14 protein-coding genes and 1 riboswitch are annotated in these 21,604 nt (G+C 41.3%); all 14 genes read left to right on the forward strand.

The annotated features are described in order from the left end of the window. Nucleotides 1–12: 12 nt before the first annotated feature. The 14 genes from DWW91_RS24515 to DWW91_RS24580 all read left to right on the forward strand — a co-directional run bounded on the left by DWW91_RS24515 (nucleotide 13) and on the right by DWW91_RS24580 (nucleotide 21,596). The gene (locus tag DWW91_RS24515; RefSeq protein WP_122329201.1) at nucleotides 13–855 is read left to right on the forward strand and encodes an ATPase; all 843 of its coding nucleotides are present in this window, start codon (nucleotides 13–15) and stop codon (nucleotides 853–855) included. 62 nt (nucleotides 856–917) lie between these two features. Then, the gene (locus tag DWW91_RS24520) at nucleotides 918–2,198 is read left to right on the forward strand and encodes an acetylxylan esterase (RefSeq protein WP_122329202.1); all 1,281 of its coding nucleotides are present in this window, start codon (nucleotides 918–920) and stop codon (nucleotides 2,196–2,198) included. Nucleotides 2,199–2,267: 69 nt separating this feature from the next. Next, nucleotides 2,268–3,089: an N-acetylmuramic acid 6-phosphate etherase gene (gene murQ, locus DWW91_RS24525; RefSeq protein WP_010800518.1), complete on the forward strand. Its 822-nt coding sequence runs from the start codon at nucleotides 2,268–2,270 to the stop codon at nucleotides 3,087–3,089. 158 nt (nucleotides 3,090–3,247) lie between these two features. Then, entirely contained in the window at nucleotides 3,248–3,841 is a 594-nt protein-coding gene (locus tag DWW91_RS24530) for an RNA polymerase sigma factor (RefSeq protein ID WP_007654267.1), read from the forward strand. Between the two features lie 95 nt (nucleotides 3,842–3,936). After that, complete coding sequence (locus tag DWW91_RS24535; RefSeq protein ID WP_007654261.1) at nucleotides 3,937–5,025, forward strand: FecR family protein; 1,089 nt, start codon at nucleotides 3,937–3,939, stop codon at nucleotides 5,023–5,025. Nucleotides 5,026–5,217: 192 nt separating this feature from the next. Beyond that, the gene (locus DWW91_RS24540) at nucleotides 5,218–8,676 is read left to right on the forward strand and encodes a TonB-dependent receptor (RefSeq protein ID WP_232312453.1); all 3,459 of its coding nucleotides are present in this window, start codon (nucleotides 5,218–5,220) and stop codon (nucleotides 8,674–8,676) included. Nucleotides 8,677–8,688: 12 nt separating this feature from the next. After that, nucleotides 8,689–10,434 carry a RagB/SusD family nutrient uptake outer membrane protein gene (locus DWW91_RS24545; RefSeq protein ID WP_122329203.1) on the forward strand — a complete coding sequence of 582 codons (1,746 nt, stop codon included), beginning with the start codon at nucleotides 8,689–8,691 and terminating at the stop codon, nucleotides 10,432–10,434. A 152-nt stretch (nucleotides 10,435–10,586) separates the two neighbouring features. Beyond that, nucleotides 10,587–12,125, forward strand: coding sequence for a Gfo/Idh/MocA family protein (locus DWW91_RS24550; RefSeq protein ID WP_007654247.1), 1,539 nt, complete (start codon nucleotides 10,587–10,589; stop codon nucleotides 12,123–12,125). Between the two features lie 22 nt (nucleotides 12,126–12,147). Further along, nucleotides 12,148–12,651 (forward strand): DoxX family membrane protein, encoded by a 504-nt coding sequence (locus tag DWW91_RS24555; protein ID WP_046147904.1) that lies wholly within the window; start codon nucleotides 12,148–12,150, stop codon nucleotides 12,649–12,651. Between the two features lie 66 nt (nucleotides 12,652–12,717). Then, a complete protein-coding gene (locus tag DWW91_RS24560) occupies nucleotides 12,718–14,772 on the forward strand; it encodes a heparinase II/III family protein (RefSeq protein WP_158599479.1) in 2,055 nt (684 codons plus the stop codon). A gap of 11 nt (nucleotides 14,773–14,783) precedes the next feature. After that, nucleotides 14,784–15,830, forward strand: coding sequence for a carbon-nitrogen hydrolase family protein (locus tag DWW91_RS24565; RefSeq protein ID WP_046147906.1), 1,047 nt, complete (start codon nucleotides 14,784–14,786; stop codon nucleotides 15,828–15,830). A gap of 40 nt (nucleotides 15,831–15,870) precedes the next feature. Beyond that, nucleotides 15,871–16,072, forward strand: a riboswitch (cobalamin riboswitch). Between the two features lie 260 nt (nucleotides 16,073–16,332). Continuing rightward, complete coding sequence (locus DWW91_RS24570) at nucleotides 16,333–16,923, forward strand: RNA polymerase sigma-70 factor (protein ID WP_046147971.1); 591 nt, start codon at nucleotides 16,333–16,335, stop codon at nucleotides 16,921–16,923. Between the two features lie 71 nt (nucleotides 16,924–16,994). Further along, nucleotides 16,995–18,005 (forward strand): FecR family protein, encoded by a 1,011-nt coding sequence (locus DWW91_RS24575; protein ID WP_122329205.1) that lies wholly within the window; start codon nucleotides 16,995–16,997, stop codon nucleotides 18,003–18,005. Nucleotides 18,006–18,407: 402 nt separating this feature from the next. After that, nucleotides 18,408–21,596 (forward strand): SusC/RagA family TonB-linked outer membrane protein, encoded by a 3,189-nt coding sequence (locus DWW91_RS24580; protein WP_370449614.1) that lies wholly within the window; start codon nucleotides 18,408–18,410, stop codon nucleotides 21,594–21,596. The last annotated feature ends 8 nt before the right edge of the window (nucleotides 21,597–21,604 follow it).

A 21,604-nucleotide genomic window follows, 5' to 3' on the forward strand; every position in this document is an offset into this window, starting at 1 on the left:
ATAAAGTGAAATATGATATTGATAGCTGATAGTGGGTCCACGAAGACTGATTGGTGTGTAGTGGAGAATGGTGAATCTATCCTCCGTTTCAAAACACGGGGCATGAATCCTTTTTTTCAGACAGAAGAGGAAATCGGGAAGGAGATAGAAGCCGGCCTGTTACCTTCTCTAAAAGATTTCGAACCTTCAGCTATTTATTTTTACGGAGCAGGATGTGCTTTCCCGGAGAAGAATAATATGATCAGGCGGGCCGTCAACCGGTATCTGTCTGTTCCGGTTGAGGTAGGGAGCGACTTGCTTGCGGCTGCCCGTGCCCTGTGCGGAGATCAGCCGGGGATTGCCTGCATTATGGGAACCGGTTCCAACTCTTGTTATTATGATGGCAGGGAGATTGTAAAGAATGTCTCTCCTCTGGGATTTATCCTGGGCGATGAGGGGAGTGGTGCGGTATTGGGGAAATTATTGATTGGTGATGTCTTGAAAGACCAGTTGCCTCCGGCCCTGAAAGATCAGTTTCTGACACAATATGAGTTGACCCCAGCCCTGATTATGGACAAGGTTTACCGGCAGCCTTTCCCTAACCGTTTTCTGGCAGGATTTTCTCCTTTTATACGGGAGCATCTGGATGAACCGGCTATCTGGGAGTTGGTTACCCGTAGTTTTCTGGCTTTTTTTACCCGGAATGTGAAACAGTACGATTATTTTGAACTGCCTGTCCACCTGGTAGGTTCGGTAGCCTGGTATTATCAGGATATATTGAAGGAGATCGCGTTTGATTTGGGAATCCGTTTGGGGACGATCGCCCGAAGTCCGATGGAAGGACTGATTGCATATCATGGTCAATCAACGTTTTGATATCTGATAGATCGTATTTATCTTTGTTGTGTTTGTAATCTTATATTTAATAAATTCTCAAGATGAAAAAAGTGTTATTCTCATTCTGCTTCCTTCTGGTATTGCTGGTAGGAAGTTCGTTAAGGCTGGAGGCTCAGCCGGCTCAGAAATTGGTCAATGTGGTGGTATCTCCGGATCGGACAGACTGGAAATATAAACAAAAAGAGGAAGTTACTTTTACCGTTCAGGTCTTTAGGAATGAAAATCTCCTGAAAGACGTGGTGGTTGATTATGAAGTGGGACCGGAGTATTTCCCCGTAAAGAAGGAAGCGGATGTACTTTTGAAAAATGGTAAAACAACATTAAAAGGCTCCATGAATGAACCTGGTTTTTTGCGTTGTAAGGTCATAGCAAAAGTAGATGGTCGCAATTATGAAGGAATGGCCACGGTTGCCGTAGACGAAGAAAGAATCCGGCCGACAACCGCTGATCCGAAAGATTTCGACAGTTTCTGGAAGCAGGCGATTGAAGATGCCCGTAAAACGTCTCTGGACCCTAAAATGGTGTTGATGCCGGAAAGATGTACGTCTACGCAAAACGTTTATCATGTCAGTTTTCAGAATGAGCGTCCGGGTTCCCGGATATATGGTATTCTGATCGTACCTAAGAAGGAAGGGGTATATCCGGCTATCCTCCAGGTTCCGGGTGCCGGTATCCGTCCGTATAACGGCATGAATTTAGGGGATGATGTTATCACATTAGAGATCGGTATTCATGGAATTCCGGTAAATATGCCCCAGGAAGTATATAATAACCTGGCATCCGGTGCTTTGAACGGCTATCCCGGGATCAATAAGAATGATCGTGACACCCATTATTACAAACGGGTGTATCTCGGTTGTGTGAGAGCGGTGGATTTTATTTTCTCTTTACCTGAATTTGACGGTTCGACTGTCGGTGTAACCGGTGGTAGTCAGGGAGGAGCGCTTTCTATCGTTACGGCAGGATTGGATCCGCGTATTAAGTTTCTGGCAGCATTCTATCCGGCCTTATGTGATTATGCCGGTTATTTACACCAGCGTGCCGGTGGCTGGCCTCATTATTACCGGAATGCAAAACCTGGTCCGAATGAGGTGGAGACATTAGCTTATTTTGATGTGGTTAATTTTGCCCGTCGTGTAAATGCACCGGGGTGGTATAGCTGGGGATATAATGATGTGACTTGTCCTCCAACTTCCATGTATTCCGCTTATAATGTCATTCCGGGAGCAAAAGAACTGCATCTTTATCTGGAAACCGGTCACTGGACTTATCCGGAACAAAATATGGCACGGTTCCAATGGTTGAAAGAAATGTATAAGTAAGAAGAGGTTCGCAGACATAAATTTTGTTAGTTTTGTATCTGTTTAGCAACATACATAATACATATTAATATGTCGTTTACTAAGATAACAGAGCAAGACTCATTATATAATAATCTGGAAAGCAAGTCGGTCCGCGAATTACTGGACGATATAAATACGGAAGACCAGAAAGTTGCGTCAGCAGTCCGGAAAACGATACCTAAGGTTGAAGAACTTGTATTACAGATCGTCCCCCGGATGAAACAAGGGGGACGTATCTTTTATCTGGGTGCCGGCACAAGTGGACGTCTGGGCGTACTCGATGCTTCGGAGATCCCCCCTACTTTCGGAATGCCGCCAACCCTGGTGATCGGACTGATTGCGGGTGGAGACAAAGCGCTTCGTAATCCGGTAGAAAATGCGGAAGATGATCTGAATCGCGGTTGGGAGGAATTGCAGGAGCACCATATCACAACAAAAGATACAGTAATCGGTATTGCCGCATCCGGAACGACTCCCTATGTAATAGGAGCTTTGCGCAAGGCACGTGAGCAAGGAATCCTGACAGCTTCCATTTCCAGTAATCCGGATTCTCCGATGGCAGCGGAGGCAGATGTAGCCATTGAAATGATCGTAGGTCCGGAGTTTGTTACCGGTAGTTCGCGAATGAAATCCGGAACAGGGCAAAAGATGATCCTGAACATGATCTCTACTTCGGTAATGATCCAACTGGGACGTGTAAAAGGCAACCGGATGGTAAATATGCAACTTACCAACCAGAAACTGATCGACCGTGGGACACGGATGTTGATGAACGAACTAAACCTTGGCTACATTGAGTCTTACCATCTGCTGCTTATGCATGGATCCGTAAAGGAAGCGATAGATGCTTATCGTGCAGGGAAATTGTGATATGATAGTATGAGGGTGCGAAACAAAAGCAAGAGAAAATGGATTTATCGATACTTTTCTTATCTTTGTCTTAGAGATATGAGATAAAGATGGAAGGTTTGACTGTATTTTTTCTTTCATTATTATGTGTTTATAGTTCGTATTAATAGAAATATCATATGGTCCGAAACTCGCAAGACCTCAAAAATGAAACTACACTTTGGGAACTTTTCCGTAATGGAGAGGAGAGTGCCTTTTCTGCGCTCTTTGAATTGACATCGGATAAATTATACAGATATGGGACAAAGTTTGTCAGCGATGAAGAGTCAGTGAAGGACTGCATTCAGGAGTTATTCATTAAACTGTATGAGAACCGACAACAACTTCCGGCTTTATCCAATCCTCTGTTTTACTTGTTCAGTTCATTGAAAAATTTATTGATAGACATGATCCGTCATAACCAGCGGATGGTCTATATTTCGCCGGAAGAATTACCTTTCCATGTACAATTTGCATTTGGACAGGAGGAGGATGAAGAACCGGATGAAAGTATAAAAGCCCGGTTTGAAGAAGTCCTCAGTCTTTTGTCTGATCGTCAGAAAGAAGCGATTTATTTGCGTTTTCAGGCGGAAATGTCGTATGATGAAATATCCCAGTTGCTGGGAATTAATAATCAGTCAGCCCGTAACATTGTTCACCGTGCAATGGAAAAAATTAGAAGTTGTCTGAATATGGATACTCTTATCATCTTGTTTTTGAGCTCGTTAAATTGATTGCTTAATTTATTTCTGATTTTTTCTCTTTTGAGTGAGTACAAAACGCGCCTCATTTTCGTTTCCCTAATGAATACATAACAGACTATAATAGGATGAACAACTCGGAAGAAAATAAAAAAAGTTCGGAAGAAGATCTTCGGTTATTGAAACGGAAGATCAGAGTGGTTGATGAAGGACTTTCTTCAGAAGCTAAAGCTGAATTGTGGACAAAAATAGAATCTGCTATCCGTCGTCCGAAACGTATGTCTGTCTCTTTCTCTATGTTCCTGCGTTATGTTGCTGTTGTAGCAATATTGTGTATTGCTACCTATTATATATATACCGGTTTATCTCCCCGGGAAGAGATCGATTATAACAGCATTCTTTCCAATACTCAATTACCGGATGATGCCTCGAATAATGTGATGGTGATTTTAGGCGATAAAGATAAAATAGAGTTTGAAGACAAAGATGTACAAGTATCCCATGATGAGGATGGGAATATGCGTGTGAATCAGAAGCAGATAGATTTGCCGGAACCATCGAGGCGTGAATACAACCAACTGATCGTTCCGCATGGAAAAACAACCCGTGTGACATTGAGCGATGGTTCCGCTATTTGGGCAAATTCCGGAACGAAACTGGTTTATCCGGCAGTATTTGCGTCCGACAGACGGGAGATATATGTGGAAGGTGAAATTTATCTGGAGGTAGCACGTAATGAAAAGCATCCGTTTGTGGTAAAAACGGATATGATGGAAGTGAATGTTCTGGGAACATCATTTAATGTATCTGCCTATAAAAATGACAAACAACAGTTCGTCGCTTTGGCGACAGGTTCTGTTGCGGTTAAAGTGGCTAATAAAAAGAATACGACAACCATTAAGCCTAATCAACTCTATACTTTGGAGAAGAGTACTTTTGCGACTCGGATAGAGGATGCGGATATATATGAATATATCTGTTGGAAAGACGGTTTCCTTATTTTTCATAATGAATCGTTGGCTGATGTCCTGAAGAAAATAGAAAGATATTATAATGTAGTCCTGACTTTTGATCCTGCGGAAATCAGTAAAGTGACGGTAAGCGGAAAACTGGATTTAAAGTCGGATATCAGGGAAACTTTCCGGATTATATCTATCACGGCGCCGATAGAATATGATAAAGAAGGTGATGTAATAAAGATTAGTGTTAAACAATAAAAAACGGAATACCATGGGATAGAAAAGACATAAAAAAGAAAACCGGAAAGTACTGGTCCTACTTTCCGGTTAAGTTCAAATTAAAAAAGCTTTACTAAAAACATTTTTTAATCTAAAAACATATACAAAGGTATGAAATTAATCACAAATCCCCGGAATTCTTGTAAAGAATTTCGGAAAGTACTTCATATTATGAGAATTACTTTGTTACTCTTGCTGTTTGTAACATATGGTTGGGCGAACGAAGCAACGTATGCCCAGGTTACGGAAATCCATCTGTCTTCAGGAAATAAAACCCTGCAAGAAGTATTCAGCGAAATTGAAGGAAAAACCGAATTTATTTTCTTTTATAATGACAATGCGATTGACTTGTCTAAAAAAGTCCATGTGGAAAAGTCTCACGGTTCTATAAATGAGATTCTGGATAACCTGCTGGAAGGATCCGGGGCTGATTATAAAATTGTAGATCGTCAAGTCATTTTTTATAAGAAGAAACAGGATCCTGAAGTCCGGCTGCCTCAGGCTGTTGTGGAAAAAAAGCAGATAACAGGACTTGTATTGGATGAACATAAATTGCCGGTTATCGGTGCTAATGTGGTGGAAAAAGGTACGACAAATGGGACTGTTACCGATCTGGATGGAAAATTTACTTTGGCAGTACAGGACAATGCTGTTTTGCTGGTCTCTTATATCGGTTATATTACGCAGGAAATCCCGGTAAAAGGCAACCGCCAGCTTAATATTACGCTACAGGAAGATTCTAAAAGTCTGGATGAAGTCGTGGTTGTCGGATATGGCACGCAGAAAAAAGTGAATTTAACCGGCTCTGTCGATGTAATCACGGAAGAGGTATTGGCAAACCGTTCGGCTCCAACCATGTCCCAGTTGATCCAGGGAGCTTCTCCTAACCTGAATATCAGTATGAATAGTCTGGGTGGTGAACCAGGTGCTGCACGGACATGGAATATCCGTGGTACCGGTTCATTGGCTGGTAACCAGTCTCCGTTGGTTCTGGTCGATGGAGTGGAAACTAATATTGACACTGTGGATCCGGAGTCTATTGAAAGTATATCTGTTCTGAAAGATGCTTCGGCTTCAGCGATATATGGTTCGCGTGCGCCTTTCGGGGTTATATTGGTAACGACTAAGAGAGGGAAAAAGAATCAGGAAATGCATATACAGTATAATAATAACCTGTCTTTTGCTTCTCCGTTGAATATTCCGCATTTTGTGGATGCTTTGACTTGGGTTACGGCATATAACCAGATACAGGCAAACTCCGGATTGGCTCCGATCTATCCGGATGCGCAGGTGCAGCGTGTGAAAGATTATATGGCCGGGACGTATAAGCCGGAATATAATCTGGAGAGTCCGCCTGCAAGTATCTGGAGAGGTAGATGGGAAGGTAATGCGAATTATGACTGGCCTTCGATGTATTATAAGAAATCGGCTTTTTCGCAAAAGCACAATATCAATATAGAAGGCGGAGGGGAGAAAACGCAATATTATGTTTCTGCCGGATATCTGGATCAGGGTGGTCTATATAAATGGGGGGATGATAAATACCAGCGTTATAATGTGATGGCCAATATATCTTCGGAAATCAAGAAATGGCTGCGTTTTGATTTCAGTTCCAAATATTCCCGTTCAGAGATAGATCGTCCGTTAGGTATTGTAGGACAGTCTCAGGGGTATATTTTACGTTCTTTCCTGTCTTTCGGACCACTAATGCCTATGTATAATGAAGATGGTACGATCAGTAACCCGTTGGTCCGTGCTTTGCAGAGTAACGGACGTGAACGTAAGGAAAATCATGATTTGGGATTGACGCTTCGTGGTGAGATCGAACCGATAGCAGGATGGAAGACCAGTATTTCATATAACTATAATTATGGTGGCAGTTCCAATATACAGAACCCCAAGCCGGTTCAGGTTCAGAACCCGAATGGTTCGATCGGAAATATCGGTGCTCCGGAAAGTGGTTCTGTGGAACAACTGGCTTATTCCTATTATACGCTTGCCAACGGGATCACTTCGTATGAGAAGACATGGAAAGACCATTATTTCAAAGTATTATTCGGATACGAAAGGGAAACGAGTTATTTCCGTGGTTTGTACGGTTCAAAGATGCAATTGATCACGGAAGAAGTACCTTCGATCAATACGGCATTAGGTAATGTGACCTTGTCGGATGAAATCACGCATTGGGCGACAGAAGGTTATTTCGGACGTGTTAATTATAATTATAAAGAGAAATATCTGTTTGAATTCAGTGCACGTTATAATGGCTCTTCCCGTTTTGCAAAGAATTCGAGATGGGGCTTTTTCCCTTCCGTTTCAGTCGGATATAATATTTCGAAAGAAGATTTCTGGAATCCGGTGGAACCTTATATGAATTCTTTGAAGTTACGTGCTTCATACGGTTCATTGGGCAACCAGAATGTCGCTAACTATCTGTATCTTTCCACAGTTCCTGTTAATAGGGATTTACCGCATATAATCGGAAACTCGTTGCCTATATATGCAACAGTTCCCGGTATTGTTCCAAATGACTTGACCTGGGAGACTGTGACTACATTGAACATTGGTGCAGATATGGGTTTCCTCAATAATCGTCTTGGAGTTGTTTTTGATTGGTATAACAGGGTGACCAGCGATATGTTCGGACCGGCTGAAAGTGTTCCTGCCGTATTGGGAACAAGTATTCCTTACAGTAATAATGCCAAGTTGTCTACCAAAGGTTTTGAACTGACAGTAAGTTGGCGTGACCATATCACTTCGGACTTGTCTTATAATGTCGCTTTCAGCTTGGGAGACAGCCGTTCTACGATCCTTAAATACAAAAATGACAGCGGACGTATCGATGACTGGTATGAAGGTAAAAAAGTAGGAGAGATATGGGGATTTGTAACAGACGGTATCATACAATCGGAAGGTGAACCGATGCCCGACCAGTCCAAATATTACAATACCTGGGGGCCTGGTGATATGAAATATAAAGACCTGGACGGTAATAATATTCTGGATGACGGTGCAAGGACATTGAATGATCATGGCGACCTGAAAGTGATCGGTAACCATACCCCCCGTTTCAATTATGGTATTACGGCCGGTTTGACATGGAAAGATTTTGATTTCAATATGTTTTGGCAAGGCATCGGTAAACGGGATTATCTGGCAAATGTAAGCTTGAACCGGTTTTACGGAGTTGTGATAGGCGGAACGCCCGGATCAGAATCTGCATTGTTCAGTAACAGTCCGGCTTTGGACTATTGGCGTCCGGCTGATGAGCAAAGTGCATTGGGACCTAATACCGATGCTTATTTTCCGAAGCCTTATTTTACATATGAGTTGGAGAAAAACCGTTTGCCTCAGTCAAGATATGTGCTTAATGCCAGTTATTTACGTCTGAAGAATCTTCAATTAGGTTATACGGTTCCGAAACATATTTCCAGAAAATTGTTCTTGCAGCGAATACGTATCTATGTATCCGGAGAAAATCTGCTGACAATAACAAAGTTACCCGATTCTCTGGAGCCGGAGACAACGGTTGCATCCGATCCGACTTTGGGAGGAGGAAATAAAGAAAATGCAGGTGCCATCTATCCGATATCGAGAAACTATTCATTCGGAATTAATCTAACCTTTTAAATCTACAGAGTTATGAAACAGAATAAATTGACAATTATATTTTTCTCTTTGCTGGTTGCTTTGGCTTTTATGGCATGTAATGATGATTTGTTGGAGAAACATCCTTTGGACGAGGTCTCTTCTGCCGATTTTTTCAAGCAACCGTCTGATATGGAGATTTATGTGAACCAGTTTTATACGAATGCATTATTGCCTGTGTATTATGGACCGGTACTGGGAACCAAATATCGGGGTGGAGGTGATGATTTCAATAGTGATAATATGATCATCGGTAGCCTGATAGATCCCCGTTTGATGGGAAGTCGTACGGTCGGTTATGAAGGGCGTGTCCGTTGGGATTTTTCGGAAGTAAGATCTGTAAATTACTTTTTTGATAATTACCATAAATGTGAAAGCGATTTCAATAGCTACAAACAGTATGTGGGAGAGGCTTATTTCTTCCGTGCGTTGATTTATTTCCAGTTGTTACAGACATTCGGGGATGTGCCGGTAATAACAAAGACGTTGAATACGGATTCCCCGGAATTGTATGAACCCCGTACACCTCGCAATCAGGTTGCCGACCGTATTATTCAGGATCTTGATTCTGCGGCTTTCCTGATGTCTGACCTGAAAACCGATGGTGTGTCACGCATCAATAAATGGATGGCGTTGGCAGTTCAATCCAGAGTAGCCCTGTATGAAGGAACCTGGGAGAAATATCATGCGAATGACGACTTCAAGGCACAGGAATCCAATCCGGAGAAATATCTGAGAAAAGCGGTTGAAGCAGCTACCCTGGTTATGAATTCAGGATTATTTGAAATCTATTCGACAGGGAACCCGGAGAAGGATTATAATGATTTGTTCGCTCAACGGGATTATTCGTCCAATCCGGAGGTTCTGTTGTGGAAAAAGTTCTCGACGGCTTTAAATATCAATAACAATAAGAACTATCAGTTGGAATATCCTAATGATAAATCGATAACGAAAGATCTGGCGGATGCTTATCTGTGTAAAGATGGGAAACCGATCAAAGTAAGTCCTTTGTATCAAGGAGATAATACATTGATGGATGAAATGCTGGATCGTGACCCCCGGTTTAAACAGACTATATTTACGCTGGAGGCTCCCTGGATGATTGACGAGACAAGTACGACTTACTGGAAAGACGTATATGACCAGGTCAATACGAATACGAAGTTTAATGCACCTTCCGGTTATGTATTGCGTAAAGGATATGATCCGAGAATGGAATATCATAGTTTGAATTATGAAGAAACTCCTTCTGTCGTATATCGTTATGCGGAAGTGTTACTGAACTATGCGGAAGCCAAAGCAGAACTTGGTGAACTTACACAGAATGACATTGATATATCCGTTAAAAAACTCCGTGACCGGGTAGGGATGCCTAATTTAATTATATCGGAAATTGTATCTGACCCGGAATGGGACTTTCCTTCCCTTTCTCCTGTTATCAATGAAATCAGGAGAGAACGGCGTGTGGAACTGGCTTCCGAAGGTTTCCGGTGGGATGATATAGCCCGTTGGGCTGCCGCGGAGGAGCTGATTGTTGGTAAAAGACCAAAAGGTGCTAAGGCTAATCAGTTCACGGATTTTTATCCGGTTGATGAAAAGGGATATCTCGATCCGTTCAAAGGGTCGCTTCCTGACGGATACAGGTTTGATCTGAAGAGAGATTATCTGAATCCGATCCCGGAATCTCAGATCGTATTAAATCCGAATTTGAAGCAGAATCCGGGCTGGCAGACTAACTGAGGCTTATAATAAATCTATTAGGGTGATACGCTGATATATTGGGGAAGCTATGTCGCCGGTCCCGTTGTGAGGGGACCGGAACATAGTTTATCCGGAATCACTATGGCCGGAAAATAATAAAGATTATCTAATTTAGAAAATAGAATGAGACCATGAAAACTAATCGAAGAGATTTTTTGAAAGGTATGGCTGCGGTTCCCTTTTTGGGTTATTTTGCAGTTGGAGCAAAAGGTAATATTACAACAGAACTGGAAAGGATACAGAACGATTATCTCTCTACCTTGAAAATAGACCATCTGTCTGCTCCGGAAGATAAGTTAAGACCTCCTACGGGAAATAACAGTAATGTTGTTCGGTTTGGTGTGATCGGTAATGGTTGGCGTGGTGATCAGCTGTTGAATTCTCTGGGTTTTGTCTCTTCGAAGTATGTGGAAGATAATACGATTAATGGTAAGTATACCAAAAGGCTTCAGGATCTGTTGGATGAGGAGGACTTGTACGTCGATTTTGCCGGAGTTTGTGATACTTTCGATGCTCATGCGAAAAGAGGATATGAGATATCATTGAATAAAGTACGGCGGGGAGGTGATAAAAGAGAACATAGGCCGGCTAAAGTATTTCCTACTTACCGGGAGATGATAGCCAGTGATGAAATAGATGCTGTAATTATTGCTACTCCTGACCATACGCATGCCCGGATTGCTATAGATGCTGCAAAAGCGGGAAAGCATGTCTATCTGGAAAAACCGATGACACACACCATTGAGGAGGCTTTGGAGTTAAGGGAAGTGATTAAATCGACAGGTGTTATTTTCCAGTTAGGACACGAAAATCGTCAGCAAATGAGTTTCAAGATAGCTAATGAACTGTATAGAAAAGGTGCATTAGGAGTCGTTTCATTGGTGCAGACATATACCAACAAGAATGATCTGAATGGTGCCTGGATACGGACAAGGGAATTTGACCATTTGGGTAATCCGGATACAATTAATTGGGAAGAATTTCTGGGTAAAGCTCCCTGGGTTGAGTTTGACCCGAAGCGATATTTTAACTGGCAGCGATATAGTGATTACGGGACCGGAGTTACCGGAAATGATTTTACCCATAAATATGATTGTGTTAATCAGGTGTTGGAACTGGGGATACCGGATACTGTCGTAGCTTTAGGCGGACAATATTATTATAAAGGACACGGAGATATGCCGGATTTGTTCAGTGCAATCTTTACCTATCCGGAAAGGGGACTCACCATGACATATGACAGTACGCTGAAAAGTGGAATTTATCGTCAGTCCCATATTTTGGGCTCGGAGGTGACAATGGATATAGATAATGCGATTATGATGTATAAGGATACTTACTCGGAGCGATACAAAGAACATGCGATAAGCTCAGACGATCCCATGTATTATTACGAACCGTGTGCTGATGTGGACGCAATATCTTCGGCCACGGCCAAGACTTACCTGAAAAGTGGTTATGGTCCGACCTATATCGATGGGAAAGTCATTGACGCCACTTTCCTGCATCTGAAAGAATGGATCGATGCTATTCGAGGATTCGGAACTACCAGTTGTGGGATCGATGTCGGGTTCGAAGAGGCGGTCACTTTTAATCTGGCAAATCTGGCTTATGAACACCGGCGACCTGTTCATTGGGATAAAGTGAATGAGAAAGTCATAATCGAATAAACTTATTATCAATCGATATATCATGGAAAAAGAAATAAAATATTCAACAGGCCAGTTATGGGCTCTTACGTTGTTACGTGTATTGATCGGCTGGCATTTTTTGTATGAAGGATTGATCAAATTTTATACTCCGGGCTGGACTGCCAAAGCCTATTTACAAAATACGACAGGTCCGTTTGCTCCCTTGTTTAAAAGCATGACTGAGTCGGAAACCGTACTGCGTTGTGTGGATTTGATGAATGAATGGGGGCTGATTCTGCTGGGGTTGGGATTGTTTCTGGGAATATGTTCCAGATATTGTAAGATATTCGGGATCGTACTACTGTTATTCTATTATCTGGCTTATCCCCCGTTTGCAAGCTTGGGAGTAAATGTTCATGTAGAGGGAAGTTATTGGGTCGTAAATAAGAATCTGATCGAAATGGCTGCTTTGTTTCTGCTTTGCTGGTTCCCTTCCAGCCATATCACAGGACTTGATTATTTTGTCCGGCGGTTCAGATTCAAACAGGAGGCAAGGAGGTTGTAATAATTCTAAATTCAAACAAGAATGAAGAGCAAGGTACATCGATATATAAGGACCGGAATAAAGGGGATGATAGGAATATTTTCCGTTTTCCCTTTTACGGATGCGTATGGACAATGGGGGTATACGATCGGACAAAAAGAAATACCGTCGGTAATAATCCATTCGGATACCTCCCGGGTGAAAGTTTACCCGGGACATCCCAGGTTATATTTTCGTGATACGGATTTACCGGTTATCCGTGAACGTGTTCGTGGTGAGTTCAGGCAGGAGTGGAGTGAATTATTGTCTTATCTTAAAGAACAGACCTTACAATTCTCTCCGGAGGTGTTGGGTAGGGGAAGGTATCTCAAACATTGGGATATCGGGCGTAATATGGCGTTTGTAGCTGTGGTGACGGAAGATGAAAACTATATCCGATGGGTAAAAGAATGGGTACAGGTGATGGTGGACGACGGTCCTGTCGGAAATGACGATGAATACCGCGGACGATTAATGTCGCTGGCTGTAGCCTATGATTGGTTGTACCATTTTCTGACTGTCCGGGAGAAACTGGCTATTGAAAAGGCAATACTGGATCATTTGGACACGAACTGGCATTTCTCGGCTTATGCGGATTATGTTGGCGGACATTCACGCTGGGGTAATTTTTCTTTGCTGACCGGATTGCTGGCTTTGGTTACGGATAAACCGGAGCTGAGAGAAAAATTACTGGAGATACGTGAACACTGGGTTCAGGGGTATTTTCCTGTACAAGGATGGATCACTGAGAAAGGTGGCTATCATATGGGATGGAATTACAGTGCTCCTTATTTATCGGGACGAACGCACAGTGTCATGTCAAGTGCTACGAATGAATGTATGTATTTCCCCTGGCAGGCAGAAATACCTCTTTTCTGGATATACGGACAGCAGGGAGATGGTTTGTTCGCGAATACGGGGGACGCTTACTCGGTTGACACCGACTTGCAGGATGAACAGGAGCTATTGTATATTTCTGCCGGAATCTATAAAAATCCCTATGCAGCTTGGCTGGCCAAACCGACAAAAGATCCGTTCGCCCGAATCTTGTATGCTGATAAGAGCGTTAGGCCGGTTGCACCGGATGATAAAACAATACCGTTACCTTTGAGTCGGGATTTTGGAAATGCCGGAGTTGTTATAGCACGGGATCGTTGGGATGAAGAGACAACTTTGCTTCAGTTCCGTTCTGTCCCTTTCTATTCGGCGAATCATCATCACCGGGATGAAAATACGTTCACGATCCACTATAAGTCACCCCTGGCAATTGATTCCGGAATGTATGATGAAGGTTGTGAAAACGGCGGATACGGAAGTACGCATTGGTGTAATTATTTTACCCGTACAATTGCCCATAACGGGATTATTGTATTTGATCCGGAACAGGAATATAAGGTATATGGCCGTTCGGTATCCAATGACGGGGGACAACCTTACCGGGAAGAGGAACCGACAAAGCTGACTGATATCCTGCCCGGCGGCCATGCTCATTTGGATGGAATCACGTTGTGTCGGGAGACAGATGAATATACTTATGCTGTTGGAGATGCAACTAAAGCCTATGACCGGGAAAGGGTCAGCCTTGCACAGCGGGAGATTATTTACCTGCGGAGAAATACAACATCCCGTCCTGTAATAGTCGTTTTCGATCGCGTAGAAAGTACCAGGAAGGATTTTGAAAAACGTTTCTTGCTTCATACGGTTCATGAACCGGAAGTAGTTGAGAATCGAATGGTAGCAGAGAACGGAGGAGGGCGATTGACATGTTTTACCCTTTATCCTGAAAATGCCCGGTTGGAACTGATAGGTGGAGAAGGTAAAGAGGCCTGGGTGAATGGCATCAATTACCCTTTAAATAAGAATTGCTGGCCGAAACCCCAGATACAAACTGGTGCCTGGCGGTTGGAAGTTTCACCGGCTGTCAAGCAGATGAAAGATTATTTCCTGCATGTGTTGTTTGTCGATGATGCCGGTTCTCCGGAAATAACACCCGATGAGGCACTATTGATTAAAGAAAATGGCAGACTGGGAGCGTCCGTTGCCGGTTGGAAAATTCTGTTTTCCTTAGACGGTACACCTGCAGTGATTGAGGAACATAAATAACCTGAAAGAAGATGAAACATTCTGTTTACCTGATTTTTATAACTGTTTTTACAGTCGTGTTGGCAGCCCGGGCAAAGAATCCGGTGAAAATAGTCACTATCGGAGGTGGAGGGGTTGCGGTTTCCGTAAATAATCAGATGAGTTATCAGCAAATGGTCGATCAGATGATCGATTACTGGCAAAGGCAGTTGTCAAAAGTGTTATTACATAAGCCGGATCTGATATTATTAACGGAAGCATGCGATCGTCCTTCCGGATTAACTACGGCAGAGCAGTTTGAATATTATAAAGTAAGGAAAGATCAGGTAAAGGATTACCTGGCTTCGGTAGCAAAAGATAATCACTGTTATATTGCTTTTGGAACCAAAAGGGAAGAAAACGGAAGCTGGTGGAATTCATGTATACTGCTTGACCGACGTGGAAAAGTAGCCGGTATATATAATAAGAATTTTCCTACTATCCAGGAAATGAATGAGATCATGCCTTCTGATGAAGCAGAACTCCTGCTATGTGATTTCGGGACTGTTGCTTGTGCTGTTTGTTTCGATCTTAATTTTGATGAGTTGAGGGAACGGTATGCTCAGCAAAAACCGGACATAATTTTGTTTCCATCAATGTATCACGGAGGTTTGGAACAAAGCAAATGGGCTTATTCCTGTCAGGCTTATTTTGTTTGTGCCTATGGTTTTCTGAATGCTCCGTCGGAGATACGTAACCCATTGGGAGAGATGGTCGCCTCAAGTACGAACTATTATAATTATGCTGTGGCTACAGTCAACCTTGACCGTAAATTGGTACATCTCGATAATAACTGGGAGAAATTGACCGCTTTGAAAAGAAAGTACGGTGATCTTGTTTCTATCTCTGATCCCGGACGTATAGGGGCAGTGATGATCACCAGTGAACATGATTCGATTTCAGCAGACCGGATGATAGATGAATTTGATATTCAGTTATTGGATGATTATTTCAATCAATCCCGTGCAGTTCGTGAACAAAAATTGATTAAAGCTCCGGCGAAAGACGCAATAGATGAATATCGTAAACATAATAAATAAAATTTATAGGATCTGCTACCATAAGATGTAAAAATATCTCTATATTTGCGCTATGCATTGTTCCGAGCCTGTATCCGCGGGTAAGGATTAAAAGGGAACCGGGTGTGAATCCCGGACAGTCCCGCTGCTGTGAGCTTCATAACGGGTGAGCAAACTTTGCCACTGACTTTTTAATTGAAAAGTTGGGAAGGCGTTCACTCCGGAAGTAAGTCAGAAGACCTGCAAGGCATATTATTTCGACGGCTTCGAGGAAAGGCCGGAAGAGAAAAACAAGACATCCGATGTCTTTCTATTCTTATTCCATTTCCTGTTTGCTGTCCTTTTAAGGTCTGTTTTTAATTATTTTGCCATAATAATTAGGAAAAGAAGCATGGTTCGGTTGACGGGATGAGCTCCGTCGGTGGTCCATGCTTTCTTTTGTCCGGATAAAAAGTTAATCAAAAAATAAAATATAGAGATAAAATATTTATGTTTGTTGTCTGATTCGATTAAGAAGAGGTCCGTGAATATAGAAAAAGAGGTCATACAACGTGTAAATAATGGGGATACAAAAGCTTTTGAATTATTGTATTCAACTTATTATGTCTATTTATGTGCTGTAGCCGTTAAATATGTATATAAACCGGAAATGGCAGAAGAAATTGTAAATGACGTATTTTTGAATGTATGGAATAACCGTTCGTCATTATTTTATCCGATCAAAGCTTATTTGGTACGTGCCGTTCAAAATCAGTGTTTAAGTTATTACAGAAAGAAGCGTTTGGACGAAATTGCTGTTTCTGATATAAAAGATTATACAGTTGAGATTTATGAACAATTAGTCTATTTGGATTCTTCTCCTTTGGCATGTTTGGAAAATAAAGAGTTAGCGAATCAAATCAGTAAGGCTATTGATCAGCTCCCTGAGAAATGCCGGGAGATTTTTATCCAGCATCTGTATTATAATAAAACATATGAGGAAATAGCCCGAATGAAAAATATTTCTTCCAGTACAGTCCGTGTACAGATTAAACAAGGATTATCAAAATTAAGAGTGCTATTAGGCGATTTATACCCAGTTGTTTGTTTATTGTTCGATATTTTTCAAAAATAATTCACTTTTACATAAACGGTTTATAAAAAACTGCGTATATATTTATGTAGATATGAATTTATTTAGAAAATATGATGAATACAGAACATATAGAAAAAATTATATTGGGTCATTTTTTGGGTGATCTGACAGATTTTGAAGAAAAAGAACTTTATCATTGGTTGCAGACTGATAAAAAGAACCGGCGGCTTTTTTCGGAAATGTCAGACTGGTGGGCCATTTCTTATGTACCCTATTTCTCTTCCCGGGTTGAGGCTAACTTTCAAAAACGTTTTGGAGAATTAATGGATAAAGAACCTCGTATTTCTTCAAAAAGAATTTCTTTTGCTCATTCCTGGTTACAAATAGTTGCTATTGTTATTGTGATGTTAGCCATAGGTGGCTTATCTTATTATGCGGGTATATCAATACATGAGCAAAATCAGGAGAATATTTGTTTTGAAACATCTGCTCCGTTGGGGGCACGATCTAAAGTGTCCCTGTCCGATGGATCTGTAGTATGGTTGAATGCCGGATCATCTCTTTCCTATAATAAAGATTTTTCAGATAAGTTCCGCGAAGTTTATTTGAAAGGAGAAGCTTATTTTGAAGTAACGCCGGATTCTTTGAAACCGTTTGTTGTAAAATCGGAGAGTCTCAATGTAAAAGTATTGGGGACTACATTTAATGTTAGAACATACGAGGATGAAAATCTGGTAAATGTTGTATTACGAACAGGTAGAGTAGACGTTTCGTTAAATGGTTCGAATCAGAAAGTTATTGAGTTACAACCGAATGAGAAATTAAGCTATAATAGGGTTAATGAAGAACTGGAGAAGATACCTGTAAATGCAGATGATGTTTGTGAATGGGTAAATGGGAAAATGAAATTTACAAAAGTACCGTTTGGTATATTGGCGAAAGATTTGGAGAGAAGATATAATGTAAAGATTGTAATAGAAAGTAAGTCTTTGCGTGAGGAAGCCTTTACAGGAAGCTTTACTTCCGAGCATACGATATATGATGTTTTGCGTGAAATAGATGTGGAAAAGCAATATAAATGGGAGCAGACTGGAAATGTGTTTGTGATCTGTGATAAATGATTGATACACTGAAGAATATAATTTGTTAGACTGAATAGTAATTTATTAAATCTGAAATTCATGAAATTAACCAATTTGAAAAGAAGTGGAAAGTATTTTGTGGCTGTTTGTATGTTTACGGGCTTACCGATAGTCACAGGATCAATTTCTGCTACGGAGTTAGAATCCTGTTATTTATCCGTGCAGAAACAAAGTACGACATTACAGGATTTGTTTGATCTGATCGAAAAGAAGTTTGATTATTCTTTTTTGATTCGTGATAAAAATCTGAATTTGAATGAACGTGTCGTTGTCGATCTAGAGAAAAACTCAGTAGAAACTATTTTGAAAACAGCTTTGAAAAATCAGCATGCTGATTTTGTTGTAAATGATAAGCGAATTATCATTTACAAAGCAAATACTATGAAATCTGGAATATCCGGCGTATCCCAACAACATCAGGATAAGCGGGTAACGGTAACGGTTTCCGATGCTTTCGGGCCGGTTGTTGGCGCCAGTGTTGTTGAAAAAGGGACAACAAATGGAGGTATTACCGATATGGATGGTAAACTGACACTCGAATTTCAAGGAACGTCCAGAGTGATTGAAGTATCCTATGTAGGATATGAAAAGCAAACGATTAAGGTCGCATCATCTTCTGTCAATATCGAACTGAAAGAGGATGCACAAGCTTTGGATGAAGTTGTGGTAGTTGGTTTTGGTGTGCAGAAAAAAGAAAATCTGACAGGAGCTATTTCACAGGTAAAAATGAATGAAGTGCTGGGTGACCGTCCACTTGCTAATACTACACAGGCTTTACAAGGAGCAGTCCCGGGACTTTTTATTTCAGGAAATCACGAACCTGGTGGAACGGACAAGAAAATGCAGATCCGAGACGCTTTTTCTTTAGGATCCGGTGAAGTGATTCGTCCTTTGGTACTGATTGATAACGTAGAAGGTGATCTAAATATGATTAATCCGAATGATATCGACGCTATCTCTGTATTGAAAGATGCTGCTTCAACTGCTATTTACGGAGCGCGTGCCGCAGGTGGTGTTATTATTATTACAACTAAGCAACCCAAGAAAGGTGAGAAGTTTAGTTTGAATTATAATAATAATATAGGTTTTGAAACAGCGATAAACTTGCCGCAACAGGCTTCTCTAGATGATTATTTTAAGATGTATTTGGAAGCAGGTTTCAGTGACTCTTATTGGGCTGGAAAACAGAATGTAGCCAAATGGAAACAATATCTTCAGGAATATAAAGCTAATCCGGGTGTTTTCAATATCGTGAACGATGGTCTGTATAAAGGTGATGACGGAAATGTGTATTATCTGAACGAAAACGATCCGTATAAGGCTTTTATGGAATCAAGTTTTGTTATGAATCATAACTTATCGGCTTCCGGCGGTACGGATAAGGTCCGTTATCGTTTCTCAGGAGGATATACGTCGCAGGATGGGCCGCTCGTTACTTCTGCCGATAAATACGAACGTTTGAACGTGGGAGCTTTTATGTCGGCTGATGTGACAAACTGGTTTACACAAGTTGTCGATATTAAGTATTCAAAAGGAACGAAATCTATGCCTTCAGGTGGTAACTTATATACAACCCGTTTAATTTCTTATAGCCCGAATGGAACATCGGGTGATATTTATGGAGTTCCGGATAAAGAGAACCTGCCTTTTAATACACCTTTGAATAGTATATTATATAATAATAACAAGAATACAGTTACTGCTAATCCACGTATTTTCCTGAAATCTATTTTCAAGCCGATTGCAGATCTGGAAGCCGTTTTTGAATATACTTTTGATAAAAACGATGTATTGTATGATTTCTATGATGCAAAAAAGATGTTTATTGATCTTCAGGAAACACCACGCTGGAATGTCAATCAGGATAGTAACGAAAAACGGCATTACTTCACTGACTACAACGCCTTTAATATATATGCAAATTATTCGAAATCATTTAAAAAGCATGATTTTAAAATCATGGCAGGTTTTAATCAGGAGTCAAGTTATTATGAAGAAGTACAAGCCATTGTTTATAATCAGGCTGTACCGGAAGTCCCTTCATTAGGGGGGACGACTGATAAAACATTGACAAAATTGATTGATAAATATTCGGAATATACGATTCGGGGTGCATTCTTTCGTCTGAATTACAATTATGATAATAAATATCTGGTGGAAGTGAACGGGCGTTACGATGGCTCTTCCAAATTTCCGAAAGAATCCCGCTTCGGTTTCTTCCCTTCGGTTTCTTTAGGATGGCAGTTAGGGCGTGAATCTTTTATGGAAGCTACACAGAATTGGCTAGATGAACTAAAGGTCCGTGCATCATGGGGAGTAATAGGCAATCAAAATATTAAGCCTTATCTGTATACCCCGTCAATGACATTGGAAACTAAGAATATATGGCTGGATAACGATGTCGCTGTGAATATAATTGGCGTTCCGTCTCTGGTACGTACTAATTTTACGTGGGAGGACGTAGCGACAACAGATATTGGTCTTGACTGGGCATTTTTGAGCAGCCGTCTGCGGGGATCGTTTGATTGGTACCAGCGTAATACAACCGGAATGTTGGCTCCGGGTGAACAGTTACCGGCAATAGTAGGGGCGAGTGCTCCTTATCAGAACACAGCTGATATTCGCACAAATGGTTGGGAATTAGCTATTTCCTGGAGAGATCGGATCGGTAAAGTTGGTTACTCTGTTGGGTTTAATATTGCTGATGCCCGTACAAAAGTGACAAAATATAAGAATACGTCCGGATTGTTCTATGACAGAAACGATGCTCAAGATGGGAAACGTTATCGTGAAGGCATGTATATCGGCGAGATATGGGGATATGAGTCCGATGGATTTTATACAATTGACGATTTTCAGGATGCTGTTAGCTGGAAATTGAAAGAAGGCGTGACGGGTATCGACGGATATACTAGTCGTTTGCGCCCGGGGGATATCAAGTATAAAAACCTGAGTGATGCAGACGGTACGGAGAATATGATTACTGCCGGTGCCGGAACTATAGAAGATCCGGGTGACCGTAAGATTCTGGGAAATAGTAGTGCACGTTATCAGTTAGGTGCGAATATCGGTGTAAATTATGCCGGATTTGACTTGAATATTATGCTGCAAGGTGTTGGTAAACGTGATGTTTGGTTAGGTGGTTCTGCCATCTTCCCATTTGGAGCACAAGGTCCTACAGATGCTATTTATCAACCTGTTTATTATAATCAGACTGATTATTGGTCGCCGGTTGATGCCGCTAACGGAAATTATAATCCTGTAAATCCGGATGCTAAACTGCCGCGTATTTATGATTATACAGTAGCCAATTCCGTAGGATCTAACTCACGTATCTCTGATAAATATATGCAGAGTGGAGCTTATTTACGTGTGAAGAATATTTCTTTATCCTATATGTTCCCAAAACAATGGCTTACTCCGATTCTGGTACAGCAGTTGAAGTTATTCGCGAATGTGGAGAATTTATTGACATTTTCTTCTTTGCCTAAAGGTTTCGATCCTGAAACGTTGAGTTGGAGTTATCCGGCTTACCGTACAATATCGTTTGGTTTAAATGTTACTTTCTAATTAATAAA

This window comes from Parabacteroides sp. AF17-3, assembly GCF_003635445.1.
GTDB lineage: Bacteria > Bacteroidota > Bacteroidia > Bacteroidales > Tannerellaceae > Parabacteroides > Parabacteroides goldsteinii.